The sequence below is a fragment of the Actinoplanes sp. NPDC051861 genome (assembly GCF_040681145.1).
Classification (GTDB): Bacteria; Actinomycetota; Actinomycetes; order Mycobacteriales; family Micromonosporaceae; genus Actinoplanes.
In genome coordinates, this window is sequence record NZ_JBFAYE010000017.1 from 14,763 (window position 1) to 29,615 (window position 14,853).

The window sequence follows — 14,853 nt, forward strand, 5'->3', positions numbered from 1 at the left end:
CTGCCAGTGGAGCAGATCACTGGCGGAGCAGAGCCAGGATGGAATTGAGGAGAGCGGCCAGGGCGCCAGCGGTCGGGTTGCCGTCGAGCAGGTGGGTGATCGCGCACAGCAGGTTGCCGAGCAGGTTGCCCGGTGCCGACACGGCGGTGATCGACAGGATCACCCGGTTCAGGTCCACGACCAGGCCGAGCAGGTCGAGGTGCAGCGGGCCGAGATTCAGATTGAGGATCTGGCACGTGGCCTGGGCGACGACGGCCGGCATGCTGACGGCCTGGGTGACCGTGCCGACGGTGGCACCGGCCGAGTCGGTGAGCGTTCCGGTCAAGGTGCCGGAGGCGATCAGGTTGCCGTCCCGCGCCGCGAAGCTCTCCGGGGTGAAGGTGCCGGCGAAGGTACCCGCTCCCCCGGCGGCGTCCGTGAACGCGCCGGTCACCGGGACGTCGAGAACGCCGGCCGGCGCCGCCAACGCGGTGTTCGGGGCGGCGGCGGCCGGGTTCGCGCCTACGGCGACGAGTCCCAACGCCGCGAGCAAGGTGACGACGATCGTCGCGAGTCGTTGCCGGAATGTCATCGTTCCTCCTGATTTCTGGTGGAGATTTCAGGGCGATTTCCTACCGGCAAGCCTCGATGCCGGACACGGCCCGTCCCAGTGAGCGCTGTCATCGGCCGGCCTGACGAATGTCATGTCTCAGGAGAGCCAGCCCGCGTGCTCGGCGACGCGGACGGCTTCGAGGCGATTGCGGGCGCCGGTCTTGCGGAGGATCCCGGAGATGTAGTTGCGGACGGTACCGGCGGTCAGGTGCAACGTGGCGGCGACCTCGGCGGACGGCTTCCCCGACGCGGCAGCACTCAGCACGTCCAGCTCCCGCGCCGACAGCGGGCTGCGCGGCGCGGCGACCATGGCGACCGCCAGGCCGGCGTCGATGACGCGTTCGCCCCGGGCCAGCTGCCGGATGGCGCGCACCAGCTCGCACGGCGCGGAATGGGTGCCGACCATGCCGCGGACGTGGACGTCCAGCGCGCGATTCAGCTGCGCCGGGGCGTCGGGACCGCCCAGCACCAGCGTGGCGCAGCCGGGCTGCTCCGTGCTGAGCCGGTCGAGCAGGCGCGGGCCCTCCCCCACCAGCAACCCGGCGTCGACGACCGCGACGTCCGGCCGCACGGCGCGGGCCATGGCCGGCGCCTCGCCGAGACAGCCGAGCTCGGCGACGACGGCGAAATCCTCTTCGAGTGACAACGTCGCGGCGAGCGCGCCGCGCAACAGGTTCATGGGTTCGACGAGCAGAATGCGGATCACAGTGGCCTCCCAGCCAGGAAAGAAGCGGTGGGATGCCGGCATCCGAGTCGTCTCCGCGGACACCGGCGGGGCGCGTCACCGGGTCGGTTCACCGGCGACAGCCCGATTCCGGACCGCGTGGATCAGCTGGGAGGGCCGCTGTACCGGACAGTGCGCCCGGAGGCGCCCGCGCTCGCGGGCGGTGCGGCGACAGCGGCCGTGACGTCCGGCCACCAGAGGGACGAGAGGGCGCCCACCACGGGCGCGGCACCACCGCCGGAGTCCCGGAGGTGGGCGGGATCAGCCGAGCGGTCGCCCGGGTGCACCGGCGTGGCCGGTGGCGGCGTGGCCGGCGCGGGTCTCATCAGGGTTCCGTCGTGCCGGACACCAGCCGGAGGCCCGGAGACATCGAGCACGGAAGCATCGAGCACGGAAGCATCGGGCACGGAGACATCGAGCACGGAGGCATCGGGCACCGTGGAACGTGCGATCGGCGTGACAGCCTGCGGGACAGCCGGGAGAGGCCCGAGGTCAGGCGAAGACACGGCGCCGAGGACAGGCACGGCGCTCGGCTCGATCACCGGAGGCTGAATCGCCGGCGGGGAGATGGGCTTCGTGGCAAGCCTCTTGAGCGGCTCGGTCACCACGGCCGCCACCTTGCGCACCTTCGGGGCCGAGACCTTAGGAACCGAGACCTTCGGGGCCGAGACCTTCCGGGGATGGGAGATCTTCCGGGTGTCCGCGGCGGCCTTCTTCACCGTGCGCACCGGATCGGCGGCGACCTTCCGAGGTTCGGTGGTGACCTTCTTGACGGTGGCGACCGGATCCGGCAGGTCAGGCAGACCCTCGTCGGCGCGCGCGGCGTCGTCGAGCAGGCTCAGCGCGACGTATGCGGCCACGGCCAGCCCCACCAGAAGCAGGAGCCGGGCGAGCCGCTGAGCCAGCGCAACCGTCAAGTCCATCGATGAATCACTACCCATTCACCGCGAACTGACACAGGCTGAGGCCATGCGATTGGGCGTGCACCTGCCACTCATCGACTTCGACGGCCGGGGCTGGCGGCCCGGAGAGCTGGGCGCCTTCGCCCGAACCGCCCGTGACCTCGGCTATACCGCGATCGGCGCCAACGACCACCTCGTCTTCCAGCGGCCCTGGCTGGACGCGATCGTCGCCCTCGCCAGTGTCGTGGAGCACAGCGGCGACATGCGGCTGGCGACCACGGTCGCCCTTCCGGTGGTACGCGGCCCGGCCGCACTCGCGAAGGCCGCCATCGCCCTCGACGTCCTCTCCGGCGGCCGGATGATCCTGGGAGTCGGGCCCGGCTCCTCGGTACAGGACTACGCCCTCGCCGGACTCGACTTCAGCGAACGCTGGTCACTCTTCGACGACGCGGTCAGAACGCTCCGGACGTACGACAAACCGCTCTGGATCGGCAGTTGGGGTTCCGACGCCGGCCTGCGGCGCGTCGCGCGGCTGGGTGACGGCTGGCTCGCGTCCGCCTACAACGCCTCCCCCGCTCAGATCGCCGCCGCCCGGGTGCGGCTCGGCACGGCGCTGCGCGAGGCCGGCCGGGACCCGGACGGATTCCCCTGCGCGCTGGCGACGATGTGGACCTACGTGACCGACTGCGATCAGCAGCGCGAGGAGCACCTGTCCGCCCTCGGCCGGATCCTGAACCGCTCCCCGGACCAGCTCCGCGAACGGGTCCTGATCGGCACCGCACCGGACTGCGCCGTCACGCTGCGCGCCTGTGCCGAGGCCGGGATCGACCAGGTCTTCGTCTGGCCGCTCGCGGACCCGCACGAGCAGCTGGAGCGCCTCATGCGGGACGTCGTGCCGCTCGCAACCGCTGGGTCACGCCCTCCAGGATCGTGATCATCTCGGCGACGACCGGCGGCTGGTACGCACTGTCCGGGTACGCCACCGAGATCCGCCGCATCGGTGCGCCGGCGCGCAGCTGCCGGACCTCGACACCGGCCGGCGGCCGGGCCACGGCCAGGCCGGGTATCACGGCCACCCCGAGGCCGGCGGCGACGAAGGCCAGCACCGCGCGGTAGTCGTCGGAGGTGAGCGACACCCGCGGGTCGAAGCCGACCGCGCGGCAGGAGTGCCGGACGATCGTGAACCACGCGCTGCCGGGCCGGCCGCCGACCCAGGCCTCCTCCGCGAGGTCGGTCAGCTCGACCGTACGGTCACCGGCCGCGACCCGGTGCCCGCGGGGCAGGACGGCCTGGAACGTGTCGTCGAACAGGTGGACCCGGCCGCCGCCGAACCGCGACCCGCCCAGCACCTCGTTGTCGTAGATCACCGCGAGGTCCAGCTCGCCGTCACTCAGCCGGGGCAGCAGTCCCTGGAGGTGGTCGTCGACGACGGTCAGCGCGGTGGCGGGCTGCCGGCTGCGCAACCGAGCCAGCGCGGCGGGGACGAACGTGGTCAGCGCGGTCGGGAAGCTGCCGAAGCGCAGACGGCGGCCGCGCCGTCCGGCGATCTCCGCCAGCTCCTGCTCGGCGCTCTCCAGTCGTGCGCTGACGGCCCGGCCGTGCCGCACCAGGGCATGACCGGCATCGGTCAGCGCCACCGGCCGCGTGCCCCGCTCGACGAGGGGCAGCCCGGTCTGCCGCTCCAGACCGGCGACGTGCTGGCTCACCGCGGACTGGGTGAGGCCGAGCGCCTCGGCCGCGGCCGAGAACGATCCCTGTGCGGCCACCTCGCAAAGCACGCGGAGGGCCCGGACATGCCCTATCAGTTCCACTGATGGTCCTCCAGCAACCAGCATTGTCGCTAATGGAGGCTAAGCCTAGCGTCCAGCCATGACCAGCATCGACACCGAGAAACAGATTGATTCCGACAGGCTGATGGGCTTCGTGTTCCGCGCCGTCGAGGAGGTGGGCGCGTCGCTCAACTGCGCCCTCGTCGTCATGGGCGACCAACTCGGCTGGTACCGCGACCTCGCCGCACACGGGCCGGTGACCGCGGCCGAGATGGCCGAGCGGACGGGAACCGGCGAACCGTACGCGCGGGAGTGGCTGAACGCGCAGGCCGCCGGTGGATTCGTCGAGTACGACGCCGGCACCGGCCGCTACACGCTGCCCGCCGAGCACGCGGTCGCGCTCACCGACGAGAGCAGCCCGGCGTTCCTGCCCGGGTTCTTCCAGATCGCGCTCGGGACGGTGCGTGACGCGTACCGGATCATCGACGTCGCGCGGCGTGGTGCCGGGCTCGGCTGGCACGAGCACAACGACGACGTCCGCCTCGGGTGCGAGCGGTTCTTCCGGCCCGGCTACGCGGCCAACCTGGTGAGTTCGTGGCTCCCGGCGCTCGACGGTGTGGCCGCCAAGCTGGAGCGGGGCGCGACGGTGGCCGACGTGGGCTGCGGTCACGGCGCGTCCACGATCCTGATGGCGCAGGCGTACCCGAGGTCGTCGTTCACCGGCTCCGACTACCACCCCGAGTCGATCGCGACCGCGCGGGACCGGGCGGCCGAGGCGGGCGTGCAGGACCGGGTGCGGTTCGAGGTCCGCTCCGCGACCGGTGCCACCGGCGGCGGCCACGACCTGGTGACCATGTTCGACTGCCTGCACGACATGGGTGACCCGGCCGGCGCCGCGCGGCACGTCCGCGACATCATCGCCCCCGACGGCACCTGGATGATCGTCGAACCGGCTGCCGGCGACAACGTCGAGGACAACCTCACCCCGGTCGGGCGCGCCTACTACGGGTTCTCGGCGCTGCTCTGCACCCCGGCCTCGCTGTCCCAGGAGCCCGGCGCCGCCATCGGCACCCAGGCCGGCCCGGCGCGCATCCGCGAGATCGCCACCACCGCCGGTTTCTCCCGGTTCCGGCTGGCCGCGCAGACACCCTTCAACAACGTGTACGAGGCCCGGCCGTAGATCAGCGAGGCAGGCGCACGGTGAACACGGTGCCACGGCCGGGGGTGCTCGCCACGGTGATCGTGCCGCCGTGCGCCTCGACGAGCTTACGGGTGATCGCCAGGCCCAGACCGCTGCCGCCGGTTGCGCGGCTGCGGGACTCGTCAGCGCGCCAGAACCGGTCGAAGATGCGGGGCAGGTCGTCCTCGCTGATACCGATGCCGGTGTCCCGTACGGTAATGATGTCGTCCTGGGCAGAAACCGTGACCGTCCCTCCGGGCGGGGTGTAGCGGATGGCGTTGGAGACCAGGTTCCCGAGGATCTGCCGCAGGCGAACGGCGTCGGCGTGCACGACGGGGTCACCGGCGACTGACGTCTCCACCCGTACCTCCGCTGTCCGATGCGCCTCGGTGACCTGCTCGATCACGTCTCGCACCCGGAGCTGTTCCGCATGCACCCGCAGGGTGCCCGCGTCGACCGCGGCGAGATCGCTCAGATCGTCGATCAGGTGCTGCAGCAGCATCGACTCCTCGTGCAGCAGGTCCACGAGCTGGGCGTCGGTGGGCGCGAGGTCGTCCTGCGCGGCCTCGAGCCAGCTGCGGATGTTGGTGAGCGGCGTCCGCAGCTCGTGCGCCACGTCGTTGACCATGGCACGCCGCTGCTCGGCCGAGGCGTGCAGCGCGCGGGCCAGGTGGGCGATCTCGTCGCGGCCGGTGACCACGACCGGCGCCTGCGTGTCGGCGGCCTCGGCGAGTGCCCGCAGCGGGCGGATCAGCCGGCGCCCGGCCAGGACCGTGACCACGATGGTGACCAGCAGGACCGCACCGGTGACCGTGACGATCCGGATGGTGTTCGCCCGCGACAGCGTGAACGTGGTCCGGTCGACGCCGGTGCCCGGGTCGGTGACGAACAGCAGGGCGGGCGGGGCGACGTACGGCTGGAGCTGCGTGCGGCGGGACTTCTCCAGGCAGGAGCGGACCCGCGCGGTCCGGCCGGCCACCGCGCCCTTGTGTTCGGCGACGAGCGGGACGACCATGCGGTCGGCCGCCTCCTTGTCGGTCAGCACGTACGCGCTGAACCTCGGCGACACCATGACCGTGCCGCCGTTGACCCCGCCGAGGCAGGCGCTGGTCATCGTGCCGAGCGCGCGCAGCGCCTTCTTCTCGGTGGCGGTGACGACCTCGTCCAGCAATGAGCTGCACTGCGCCAGCGTGCCGGTCGTGTCCGGGACGGTCGCCTCCACGGCCGGCCGTCCGCTCGGCGTGCTCACCACACGCCCGCTGACACCCGACTCGTCCATGCAGCTCTTCGTCTTCTCGGCGTAGATCCGCAGCTCGGCGCGCTCGGCGGCGGGCAGAAGGTACGGCCCGACGGCGCGCGGGTCGATGCGCTCGGTGCCGCCGGTGAGCCCGAGGTCCAGGTTCAGCGGGTCGACGACGGCCGACGGCCGGGCCGCACCCAGCGACGGGCCGGGTCCCGAGTCGATGATCACCTGGCGGTCCTCGGTCATCAGCGTCACCCGCCGGTCCAGCTTCGCGGCCCGCTCCCGGATCAGCTCCGCGGCGCCCGACCAGTCCGGGTGTCCGGCCGCGTATCCGACCAGCATGTCGTAGACGCCCTTGTCGTCGGTGAGCGACCGGCCCTGCTCCTGGCTGATCGCGCGGGTCGCGGTCCGGGCGGCCAGCCAGGCGGTGGCCCCGATGGCGGCGACGGCGATCAGCACCGAGGTGGCCAGCAGCCGGGTCACCAGGCTGTGCCGCCACGGCACCCGGTTCACGCTCGTTCCCCGGCGGTCAGGCGGTAGCCGACGCCGTAGACCGTGAGCAGCCGCGACGGCCGCTGCGGATCCTTCTCGATCTTGCGGCGGAGGTTGCTCACGTGCACGTCGATGGTGCGCTCGGTCGAGCTGCGGTCGATGCCGCGGGTGTGGTGCAGCAGCTGCGCCCGGCTGAAGACCCGGTCCGGCTGCTCGCTCATCGCGGCCAGGATGGCGAACTCGCCGCGCGTGCACACGACCGGCTCGCCGTCGACGGTCACCGTGTGCCGGGCCGGGTCGAGAGCCAGCCCGCCGACCCGGAGCGTCGCCTCCGGCTCCGGGCGGGGCGCGCGCCGCAGCAGCGTGCGCACCCGGGCCATCAGCTCGCGGGGACTGTACGGCTTCGTCAGGTAGTCGTCGGCGCCCAGCTCCAGGCCGAGCAGCAGGTCGTCCTCGCTCGTACGCGCGGTCAGCATGAGCACCAGCACCTCCGACTCCGCGCGCAGCGTCCGGCACACGTGCAGGCCGTCGAGGCCGGGCATCATCACGTCCAGGACGAGCAGGTCCGGGCGCAGCCGCCGGGCCTGGTCGAGCGCGGCCCGCCCGTCGTGCACGACGACCGGCTCGTGGCCGGCGGCCAGCAGGTAGCGCCGGAGCACCTCGGCCTGGCGGCGGTCGTCCTCGGCGACCAGCACAGCAGCACACATGGCAGCGACTCTACGACCGGGCCGCGACCTGCCGTTCGCAGTCGGGAATGTGCTCCATCCCGAGTGAGATCGACCGCGGGTCGTTGTGGTCACCGCCGAGCGCGATCGAGATGCCGTCCTCGCTGACCTCGACGTACTCGACGCCCTTGCCCTTGAGGCACTTGACCACGGCGAGCGCGAAGTCCCGCGCCTCCGGGTTGGCCTGGTCCTTCTCCCACGGCGGCAGCGGCAGGAACTGCGGCTCGCAGATCCGGTTCGCCTTCTCCGCCCGCTCCCCCTCGGCCGAGTCGGCCGCCGCCTCGGCCTTCTTCCGGGCGTCCACCGGGTCGAAGCCCTGCTCGCGCATACATTTGTTGTACGGCTCGAGCAGGGCTTCGTACTCCTCCGACGTCATGCCGATCCGCTCCCGGGGGCGCTCGGCCTTGGCCGTCGCCGACGCCGACGGCTCGGCGGCCGCGCTCTGCAGCGTCGCCACCCGCGGCGCCTCGGCGGACGGCTCCGCGGACCCGCAGGCGGGCAACGCGGTGAACGCGACCGCGACCAGCACCGCTACAGCTCTGCCGCGCATGGGACACCTCCTGTCCGGCGAGGCCGCTCCCCGCCGCGCCGGACAGCCTGACAAGCAATGATCAGGAACTCGTCAGGTTTCCGGCAGTCAGGCCGGCAGGTGCGTGCCGAACGTGCGCCGGTGGTAGACCAGCGGCGCCGCCTCGGCCGTCTCGGCGCCGACCACCCGGCCGAGGACGATGACGTGGTCGCCGCCGTCGATCAGGCCGGCCACCTCGCAGGCGAGCCACCCGGTGGTGCCGGCCAGCCGGGGCAGGTCGTGGTCGGCCGACCAGCGCACGCCCCGGAACCGGTGGCCGCTCTCCGCGGTGGCGAAACCGATCGCCAGCGCGGCCTGCTCGGCGCTGAGCACGTTGACGCCGTAGCGGCCCGAACTCCGGATGTTGCGGAGCAGGTTCGACGAGCGGGCTAGCGAGACCAGCACCATCGGCGGGTCCATCGACAGCGAGACGAAGGCGCTGACCGTGCTGCCGTGCGCGGTGCTCCCGGTCATCGTGGTGACCACCGACACCGGCGTCGGGACAGCGGCCATCACCTCACGCAGGACCTGCTGGTTCATGACAGGCGCAGGACTTCGGCAGCGCGTACGTCCAGAATTTGATGTTTCTCGTCGGCACTGAGATAGGGCGAGTCCTCGATGTAGCGCACCGCCTCGGTGAGGGACGCGAAGATCGCGTCGCTGCCGAGCAGCAGGCGGTCCACGCCGAAGGAGTGGCGCGCCAGGAACATCACCTCCGGGACGTCCTGGAAACCGGTGTCGTACCAGAAGTTCCGGAGCAGGCCCATCGGGTCCTCCCGGTCGATCGGCAGGTCGTCGATCCAGGAGAAGAAGTTGCGGCCGACCGCGGCGACGGCGCTCATCCGGATGCCGCGGAACAGGTTGACCTCGTGCCGCTTCCACAGCAGCGGCAGGGTTCCGCCGCACATGGCGAAGACGAACCGGATGCCCGGGTGGCGGGTGGAGACGCCGGAGAAGGCGATCCGGGCGGCGGCCGCGGCGACCTGGGTGGGGCTGCCGTAGGCCATGTCGAGGTTCCAGTCGGCCAGGCCGGGGTGGCAGGAGCTGTGGCTGCCGACCGGGTGGACGTAGACGACGGCGTCGCGGGCCCCGAGCGCGGCCCAGAACGGTTCGAACTCCGGATCGTCGATCGGGCGGCCGGCGAACGAGCAGGGCAGGGCGACGCCGGCCATGCAGAGGTCGTCGAGGGCTCGGGCGGCCTCCGCCACCGCGGCGTCCACCCAGGGCAGGGGCACGCTCGCGAACGCGGCGAAGCGGCCGTCGCGCTCGGCGACGGTGGCCGCGTACCGGTCGTTGATGTGCCGGCAGGCGGCCACGTCGGCGTCGCGGTCACCGACGTACGTGTCGAGACCGATCGCCGACAGCACCTGCACGTCGACCTTGTTGGCGTCCATCTCGGCGATCCGGTCGCTGAGGTCGTCGCTCTGCCGGCCGGCCCGGGCCAGGTCTTTGCGCCCCAGCTCGACGAGCAGGTCGAGATAGGAGGCGGCCCACCAGTGGGCGTGGACGTCGACGCGCATGTCAGAACCTTTCGAGGGAGAGGCCGGGGAGGACCTCGTCGCGGAAGAGGGCGAAGGAGGCCTCGACGTCGGCCGGGAGGGAGACGCCGACCGTGAACCGCACGTTGAGGTGCCGCACGCCGGCGTCGTCGTACCCGGTGATCTGCTTGCCGACCTGCTCGGGCGTGCCGGCGATGATCCAGCTCTGCACGTGCGCGGCGTTGCGGTCGGCCGGGTCGGCGGTGGACAGCTCACGCAGACCGCGCCGGTCGGTGCTGCGGTCCAGCATCGGGTTGCGGCCGGCCAGGCGCTCGGCGCGCTCCCACGCCTCGTCCTCGGTGCGCCCGACGATCACGTGCCGGGTGACCAGGGATTTCACGGCGGCGTCGCCGGCGTGTCCGGCCGCAGCCAGGCCCTCTCGGTGCCGGGCCAGCAGTCCCGCGGCGACATGGGGCAGGCAGGGCCCGAGGAACAGCGGCAGGCCCCGCCGCGCGATGTCGTCGACCTTCTCCGGGGTGTTCGTGCCGACCGCGATCTGCGGGCCGCCGGGCCGGAACGGCGCCGGCATCAACCGGCCGATCAACCGGCCCCGGTCGAACGGGGTGTCCAGGCTCAGCGGCGGGTCGCCGGGCTGATGGGCGAAGATCGCCTGGAGAAGGTCGAGCTTGCTGTCGAACGCGGCGGTCCGGTCCTTCTGGTCGACGCCGAAGACGGTCCACTCCGGCACCGGCCCGCCCCTCCCGGCCGAGACGCCCATCAGGAACCGGCCCTTCAGCAGGTAGTCGACGACCGCGGCGTGTTCGGCCAGCCGCAGCACCGAGCGCAGCGGCAGCGGGATGATCGTGGTGCCGAACCAGCAGTCGCCGAGCACCGGCGCGAGACGCGCGGCCATCAGGAACGGGTCGCTGTACGGCTCGTAGCCGCTGAGATGCTGCTCGCCGAAGGTGACCATGGCGAACCCGGCGGACGCCGACTCCTCCGCCTGGCGCAGGCAGAGGTCGATCAGTGGGCCGTCGTGCGCCGGGGACAGCGACAGCGGGCCGAGGAAGTTGGACAGGTACACGAGGGGCTCCGTTTCAGCGGACGCTTCGGATGGGGAGGATCGCGGCCGCGCTCAGCGCGGCGAAGACGGCCCCGGCGACGAACAGCGCCGGGTAGTTGTCGGTGGCCCCGCCGATGCCGAGCAGCAGCGGCGCGATCGCCGGGGCGAGCGACTGCGGCAGCAGGTTGGCCACGTTGATCACGCCGAGGTCCTTGGCGGCGTCGCGGTCGCGGTCGGGCAGCACGTCGGCGATCAGGGCCAGGTCGACGGAGAAGTAGATGCCCTGGCCGAGACCGATCAGGATCATCGCCACGAAGTAGCCGGGCAGCGCCTCGGCCGAGGCCATGACGAGCAGTCCGGCGCCGCAGGCCAGCGCGGAGGCGATGACGAAGACCCGGCGGCGGCGGAGCCGGTCGGAGAGCCAGCCGGACAGTGTGCTGGCGACGATCACCACCGCGGTCTGCACGCCGGTTCCGGCAGCGACGATCCCGGCGGCCGCGGTCTCGTCCTGCCCGATCTGCGCGACCAGGTAGAACAGCTGATAGTTCAGCACCGCGGCGGTGGCCATGAAGATCGCGAACCGGGACAGCCACGCCCAGCCGAAGTCGGGATGCCGGCGCGGGGAGAACATGTAGGCGCCGGTCAGCTCCCGGAGGGTCAGCGGGCTGCGCTCCCCCGGTTCCAGGCGCCGGTCGTGCAGGACCGGCACGACGGCGAGCCCGCACACCAGGCCGATCACGGCGGGGATCAGGAAGCCGGCGGCCAGGTTGCGGTCCGCGACACCACCGGCCAGCGCGGCACCGGCCACCGCGGCGAAACCCTGCCCCAGACCCAGGAGACCGGAGACCAGGCCGCGGCGTTGCGCACCGACGTGGTCCGGAAGAAGAGCCAGGAGTACGGCCAGAGTCGTGTTGAATCCGACCTGAGCCACCGCCCAGCCGGTCACCAGCCCGGTCACGCCCGGAGCGAGGGCCATCGTGACCGCCCCGGCGAAGGCGGTCAGCGCGCCGGCGACCAGCCAGGGCCGGCGCATCCCGAAGCGGCTGGTGGTCCGGTCCGACAGCCGGCCGGCGATCGGGTTGACGATCAGGCCGAGGATCGCGCCGACGGCGAGCACCAGCGACAGGACCGCGCCCTCCCGTCCCGGCGCGACCTCTTTGACCCGGAGCTGGAGCGTGATGATGATCGGCGCGAGCAGGGAGACCCAGAGCCCGAAGTACGCCAGGACGAAGGCGGCGACGAACCCTCTACCGGGGGCCTTTGTCGCAGGTGGGGACAGCATGGGGCGGCTCCACGAGTACCGGTGGGACGAGGACGTCGTCACCGTCGCAGAGACCCGGGTCACAGCACCAACGAATGACCTCGATGCAGGTCATAGACGCCGTCTATTCCGCTAACGACGCCGCCAGGCGTTCCCGCAGCCACACGTGCTCCGGGTCCCGGTCGTACACCGGGTGCCACCACAGCGCCTGCACCAGCGGGACCACCTCGAACGGGCAGTCGAGCAGGCGCAGGCCGCCCCGGGCCGCCAGCCGGCGGGCCAGCCGTTCCTGGAGCAGCGCGACCCGCTCGGTGCCCTCCAGCAGCAGCGGGACGGCGAGGAAGCTGTCGACGATCATCTGCACCGCGGCCTCGACACCGAGCAGGCGCAGATGCCGCCACCCCGCCGTACCGGAGCCGCCGTCGGAGAACGTCGCCACCCACGACAGGCCGCGGAGCTCCGCGAGGCTCAGCCGGTCACCGACCCGCGGGTTGTCGTCCGCGGTCACCACCACCCAGCGGTCGGTGTAGAGGTCCAGGTGCGGCATCGCCGCCGGTAGCAGCCCGTGCGGCATGAGCAGGCCGTCGACCTCGCGCAGTCGCTGTTCGAACGGCACGTACTGCGTGGGGCTGGCCTGCCGCAGATGCACCCGCATGCCCGGTGCCTCCGCCGCCAGCAGCCGGGCCAGCGGCGGTCCGGCCACCGAGGCGCCGTAGTCCGAGGCGATCAGGGTGAACTCCCGCGACGACGAGCCCGGGTCCGCCGGCGAGGTGGCCGCGAACACCCGCGACACCACGGCGTGGGCGGTCGCCACGAGCGGGCCGAGCGAGGCGCCCAGCGGCGTGGGTTCGAGGTCGTTGCCGACGCGTACGAGCAGCTCGTCGCCGAAGTGCCGGCGCAGCCGCCGCAGCGAGGCGGACAGGGTCGGCTGCGTCAGGTTGAGCCGTCCCGCCGCCCGGGTGACGCTGCGTTCCCGCAGCAGCGCGTCGAGCGCGACGAGCAGATTGAGGTCCAGCCTGCCAAGGCTCTCGGCCGGCTGATCGCGGGGCACCGCCATCCGCCGATCATGCACCACTCGGTGGTGGTTTCCGTGGTCGCCACGGATGTGGGTCCGTGGTGGCGGACGGGAGGCTGAGCTCAACTTCTTGACAGGGAGAACAGCCATGAACGCGACAGTCACGACCCGCCAGCTCCGTCTCACCCTCAACGGTGTCCTCTGGACCCTGCAGATCCTGTGGGGCTTCTTCTTCGCCGGCAACGGGTTCGGCAAGGTGCTGCTCGCCGACGACGCCGTCTATGCGGACGCACCCCAGTCGGTGGCCTGGTTCGGCGCGGTGCCGCAGCCGCTCATCGTCTTCATCGGAGTCTGCGAACTGCTCGGCGGCATCGGCCTGATCCTGCCGGCTCTCACAAGGGTCCGGCCCCGGCTGACGCCGCTCGCCGCGGCCGGCCTGACCCTGACGATGGTCCTGGCGGCCGGCTTCCACATCGTGCGAGGCGAGTACTCGCTGGTGCCGGTGAACCTGGTCCTCGCGGCCGGCGCCGTGTTCATCGCGGTGGGCCGCTCGGACCGCCGGCCCCTCGCACCGGAGCCGCTCACCACCCGGCGGGCGCTCATCGCCGCCGCGGTGCTGGCCATCGTGACGCTGACCATGATCGTGCCGACCTGGTACTCGATGACGCAGGGCTGAATGACACAGGGCTGACGGCGACAGCCGCCAGAAGCAGCGCCGGGACCGCGGCCGCTCCGGTGAACCCGAGAACGATCACGTTCACCACGGCCGCGGCCAGGGCGATCACCCGCAGGCCGCCGGACATCACCCGGACCGCCGACAGCATGCAGCCGAGATAGACGACCACGAAGAACGACACCGGGACCGCCACGGCGCCGGCCACCGGGACCAGCCCGAGGCCCAGCAGGCTCAGGATCACCACACCGGAGACGACGATTCCGCTCCAGAACCAGCGGGCCGGGCCGGCGAGGGCTGCGCCGCCGGTGAGATACGTGTTGACCGCGCCCAGCGTCAGCAGCACCGCGGCGGCCGCGGCGACGACGTGGCCGGCCGGTCCGATCGAGTACGTGAGCAGCGCGGCGACCGGGACGCCGGTGGCCGCCCGCGGGCCGAGGACGGCGACCGTGACCGAGGCGAGCGCCAGATAGACGACGGCGGTGATCAGGAACGCGGCGCCGATCACCCGGGGCAGCTGCCGGCGCGGGTCGGCGAACCGGCCGGTCAGCGGCGCCACCGCCTCCCATCCGATGAACGACAGCATGAGCACGGCCGCGGCGCTGCCGATCGCGGACCAGCCATGCGGTGCGAACGGCCGGAAGTTCGCGGCGTGGGAGCTCGGCAGCGCGCCACCCACGGCAAGGACGAGAACCAGAACCAGAACGACGACCAGAGCCATCTGTACGCCGGTGGACGCCCGCAGTCCACGCCGGCTGACCGTGACGACGAGCGCCAGCAGCGCGCCGCCGAGCAGGGCCTGGCGTGCGGGATCGGCGGTCAGGTAACCGGCGCCCATGGTGCAGACGATCGGCGCACCGGTGATGATCCCGGCCAGGAAGCACCACCCGGCCGCCCGGCCCGCCCGCTCGCCGAGTCCGGCGGCGACGTACTCGGCCACGCCGCCGGCCGACCGGTGGGTGACGCCGAACTGTGCGAAGACGACCGCGACGAGTCCGGAAAGGATCAGGAGGCCGGCCCAGGCCAGGATCGAGGCCGGCCCGGCGGCCGCCGCCGCGAGACCGGGCAGGACGAGCAGGCCGGGGCCGAGCAGAGCGCCGACGTAGAGGGCGATCCCGCGAGCGGTGCCGATCGTGTCCATGACGCAATGATTGGCGTTTCGCCGCGCC

At 72.3% G+C, this 14,853-nt stretch carries 16 protein-coding genes; 3 read left to right on the plus strand and 13 right to left on the minus strand.

The annotated features are described in order from the left end of the window. Positions 1 to 16: 16 nt before the first annotated feature. The 3 genes from AB0M02_RS33220 to AB0M02_RS33230 form a co-directional block, all read right to left on the minus strand. Positions 17 to 571 (minus strand): hypothetical protein, encoded by a 555-nt coding sequence (locus tag AB0M02_RS33220; RefSeq protein WP_364234147.1) that lies wholly within the window; start codon positions 569 to 571, stop codon positions 17 to 19. Between the two features lie 117 nt (positions 572 to 688). Then, positions 689 to 1,297 carry a response regulator transcription factor gene (locus AB0M02_RS33225; protein ID WP_364234149.1) on the minus strand — a complete coding sequence of 203 codons (609 nt, stop codon included), beginning with the start codon at positions 1,295 to 1,297 and terminating at the stop codon, positions 689 to 691. 122 nt (positions 1,298 to 1,419) lie between these two features. Then, on the minus strand, positions 1,420 to 2,238 hold the full coding sequence (locus AB0M02_RS33230) for a hypothetical protein (protein WP_364234151.1): 819 nt from the start codon (positions 2,236 to 2,238) through the stop codon (positions 1,420 to 1,422). Positions 2,239 to 2,284: 46 nt separating this feature from the next. Between AB0M02_RS33230 and AB0M02_RS33235 the strand changes: the two genes are divergently transcribed. Beyond that, positions 2,285 to 3,151, plus strand: a complete 867-nt coding sequence (locus tag AB0M02_RS33235) for an LLM class flavin-dependent oxidoreductase (protein WP_364234153.1) — start codon at positions 2,285 to 2,287, stop codon at positions 3,149 to 3,151. Here AB0M02_RS33235 and AB0M02_RS33240 read toward each other — a convergent pair. Then, a complete protein-coding gene (locus AB0M02_RS33240) occupies positions 3,096 to 4,052 on the minus strand; it encodes a LysR family transcriptional regulator (RefSeq protein ID WP_364234155.1) in 957 nt (318 codons plus the stop codon). The genes AB0M02_RS33235 and AB0M02_RS33240 overlap by 56 nt on opposite strands. 34 nt (positions 4,053 to 4,086) lie before the next feature. On the opposite strand from AB0M02_RS33240, the gene AB0M02_RS33245 reads away from it, so the two are divergent. After that, positions 4,087 to 5,166, plus strand: coding sequence for a class I SAM-dependent methyltransferase (locus tag AB0M02_RS33245; protein ID WP_364234157.1), 1,080 nt, complete (start codon positions 4,087 to 4,089; stop codon positions 5,164 to 5,166). Position 5,167: 1 nt separating this feature from the next. On the opposite strand, the gene AB0M02_RS33250 is transcribed toward AB0M02_RS33245, so the two are convergent. The 8 genes from AB0M02_RS33250 to AB0M02_RS33285 all read right to left on the minus strand — a co-directional run bounded on the left by AB0M02_RS33250 (position 5,168) and on the right by AB0M02_RS33285 (position 13,053). Beyond that, positions 5,168 to 6,922, minus strand: coding sequence for a HAMP domain-containing sensor histidine kinase (locus AB0M02_RS33250; RefSeq protein WP_364234159.1), 1,755 nt, complete (start codon positions 6,920 to 6,922; stop codon positions 5,168 to 5,170). Continuing rightward, positions 6,919 to 7,608 carry a response regulator transcription factor gene (locus tag AB0M02_RS33255; RefSeq protein ID WP_364234162.1) on the minus strand — a complete coding sequence of 230 codons (690 nt, stop codon included), beginning with the start codon at positions 7,606 to 7,608 and terminating at the stop codon, positions 6,919 to 6,921. Before AB0M02_RS33255 ends, AB0M02_RS33250 begins: the two co-directional genes overlap by 4 nt. A gap of 10 nt (positions 7,609 to 7,618) precedes the next feature. Further along, complete coding sequence (locus tag AB0M02_RS33260; RefSeq protein WP_364234163.1) at positions 7,619 to 8,176, minus strand: hypothetical protein; 558 nt, start codon at positions 8,174 to 8,176, stop codon at positions 7,619 to 7,621. 87 nt (positions 8,177 to 8,263) lie between these two features. After that, positions 8,264 to 8,734, minus strand: a complete 471-nt coding sequence (locus AB0M02_RS33265; protein ID WP_364234165.1) for a flavin reductase family protein — start codon at positions 8,732 to 8,734, stop codon at positions 8,264 to 8,266. Further along, positions 8,731 to 9,714 carry an amidohydrolase family protein gene (locus tag AB0M02_RS33270; RefSeq protein WP_364234168.1) on the minus strand — a complete coding sequence of 328 codons (984 nt, stop codon included), beginning with the start codon at positions 9,712 to 9,714 and terminating at the stop codon, positions 8,731 to 8,733. The genes AB0M02_RS33265 and AB0M02_RS33270 overlap by 4 nt, the downstream gene beginning before the upstream one ends. A gap of 1 nt (position 9,715) precedes the next feature. Continuing rightward, positions 9,716 to 10,756 carry an LLM class flavin-dependent oxidoreductase gene (locus tag AB0M02_RS33275; RefSeq protein ID WP_364234170.1) on the minus strand — a complete coding sequence of 347 codons (1,041 nt, stop codon included), beginning with the start codon at positions 10,754 to 10,756 and terminating at the stop codon, positions 9,716 to 9,718. Between the two features lie 13 nt (positions 10,757 to 10,769). Then, the gene (locus tag AB0M02_RS33280) at positions 10,770 to 12,017 is read right to left on the minus strand and encodes an MFS transporter (RefSeq protein ID WP_364234172.1); all 1,248 of its coding nucleotides are present in this window, start codon (positions 12,015 to 12,017) and stop codon (positions 10,770 to 10,772) included. A 103-nt stretch (positions 12,018 to 12,120) separates the two neighbouring features. Beyond that, a complete protein-coding gene (locus AB0M02_RS33285; RefSeq protein WP_364234175.1) occupies positions 12,121 to 13,053 on the minus strand; it encodes a LysR family transcriptional regulator in 933 nt (310 codons plus the stop codon). Between the two features lie 106 nt (positions 13,054 to 13,159). Between AB0M02_RS33285 and AB0M02_RS33290 the strand changes: the two genes are divergently transcribed. Continuing rightward, positions 13,160 to 13,687 (plus strand): DoxX family protein, encoded by a 528-nt coding sequence (locus AB0M02_RS33290; protein ID WP_364234177.1) that lies wholly within the window; start codon positions 13,160 to 13,162, stop codon positions 13,685 to 13,687. On the opposite strand, the gene AB0M02_RS33295 is transcribed toward AB0M02_RS33290, so the two are convergent. Then, on the minus strand, positions 13,611 to 14,825 hold the full coding sequence (locus tag AB0M02_RS33295; protein ID WP_364234179.1) for an amino acid permease: 1,215 nt from the start codon (positions 14,823 to 14,825) through the stop codon (positions 13,611 to 13,613). The two genes, AB0M02_RS33290 and AB0M02_RS33295, sit on opposite strands and share 77 nt — an antisense overlap. Positions 14,826 to 14,853 lie beyond the last annotated feature (28 nt).

Coding starts and splice junctions, on each gene's coding strand:
- AB0M02_RS33220 (WP_364234147.1), bottom strand. CDS start 571: ATGACATTCCGGCAACGACTCGCGACGATCGTCGTCACCTTGCTCGCG.
- AB0M02_RS33230 (WP_364234151.1), bottom strand. CDS start 2,238: ATGGACTTGACGGTTGCGCTGGCTCAGCGGCTCGCCCGGCTCCTGCTT.
- AB0M02_RS33235 (WP_364234153.1), top strand. CDS start 2,285: ATGCGATTGGGCGTGCACCTGCCACTCATCGACTTCGACGGCCGGGGC.
- AB0M02_RS33240 (WP_364234155.1), bottom strand. CDS start 4,052: ATGCTGGTTGCTGGAGGACCATCAGTGGAACTGATAGGGCATGTCCGG.
- AB0M02_RS33245 (WP_364234157.1), top strand. CDS start 4,087: ATGACCAGCATCGACACCGAGAAACAGATTGATTCCGACAGGCTGATG.
- AB0M02_RS33255 (WP_364234162.1), bottom strand. CDS start 7,608: ATGTGTGCTGCTGTGCTGGTCGCCGAGGACGACCGCCGCCAGGCCGAG.
- AB0M02_RS33260 (WP_364234163.1), bottom strand. CDS start 8,176: ATGCGCGGCAGAGCTGTAGCGGTGCTGGTCGCGGTCGCGTTCACCGCG.
- AB0M02_RS33265 (WP_364234165.1), bottom strand. CDS start 8,734: ATGAACCAGCAGGTCCTGCGTGAGGTGATGGCCGCTGTCCCGACGCCG.
- AB0M02_RS33270 (WP_364234168.1), bottom strand. CDS start 9,714: ATGCGCGTCGACGTCCACGCCCACTGGTGGGCCGCCTCCTATCTCGAC.
- AB0M02_RS33280 (WP_364234172.1), bottom strand. CDS start 12,017: ATGCTGTCCCCACCTGCGACAAAGGCCCCCGGTAGAGGGTTCGTCGCC.
- AB0M02_RS33285 (WP_364234175.1), bottom strand. CDS start 13,053: ATGGCGGTGCCCCGCGATCAGCCGGCCGAGAGCCTTGGCAGGCTGGAC.
- AB0M02_RS33290 (WP_364234177.1), top strand. CDS start 13,160: ATGAACGCGACAGTCACGACCCGCCAGCTCCGTCTCACCCTCAACGGT.
- AB0M02_RS33295 (WP_364234179.1), bottom strand. CDS start 14,825: ATGGACACGATCGGCACCGCTCGCGGGATCGCCCTCTACGTCGGCGCT.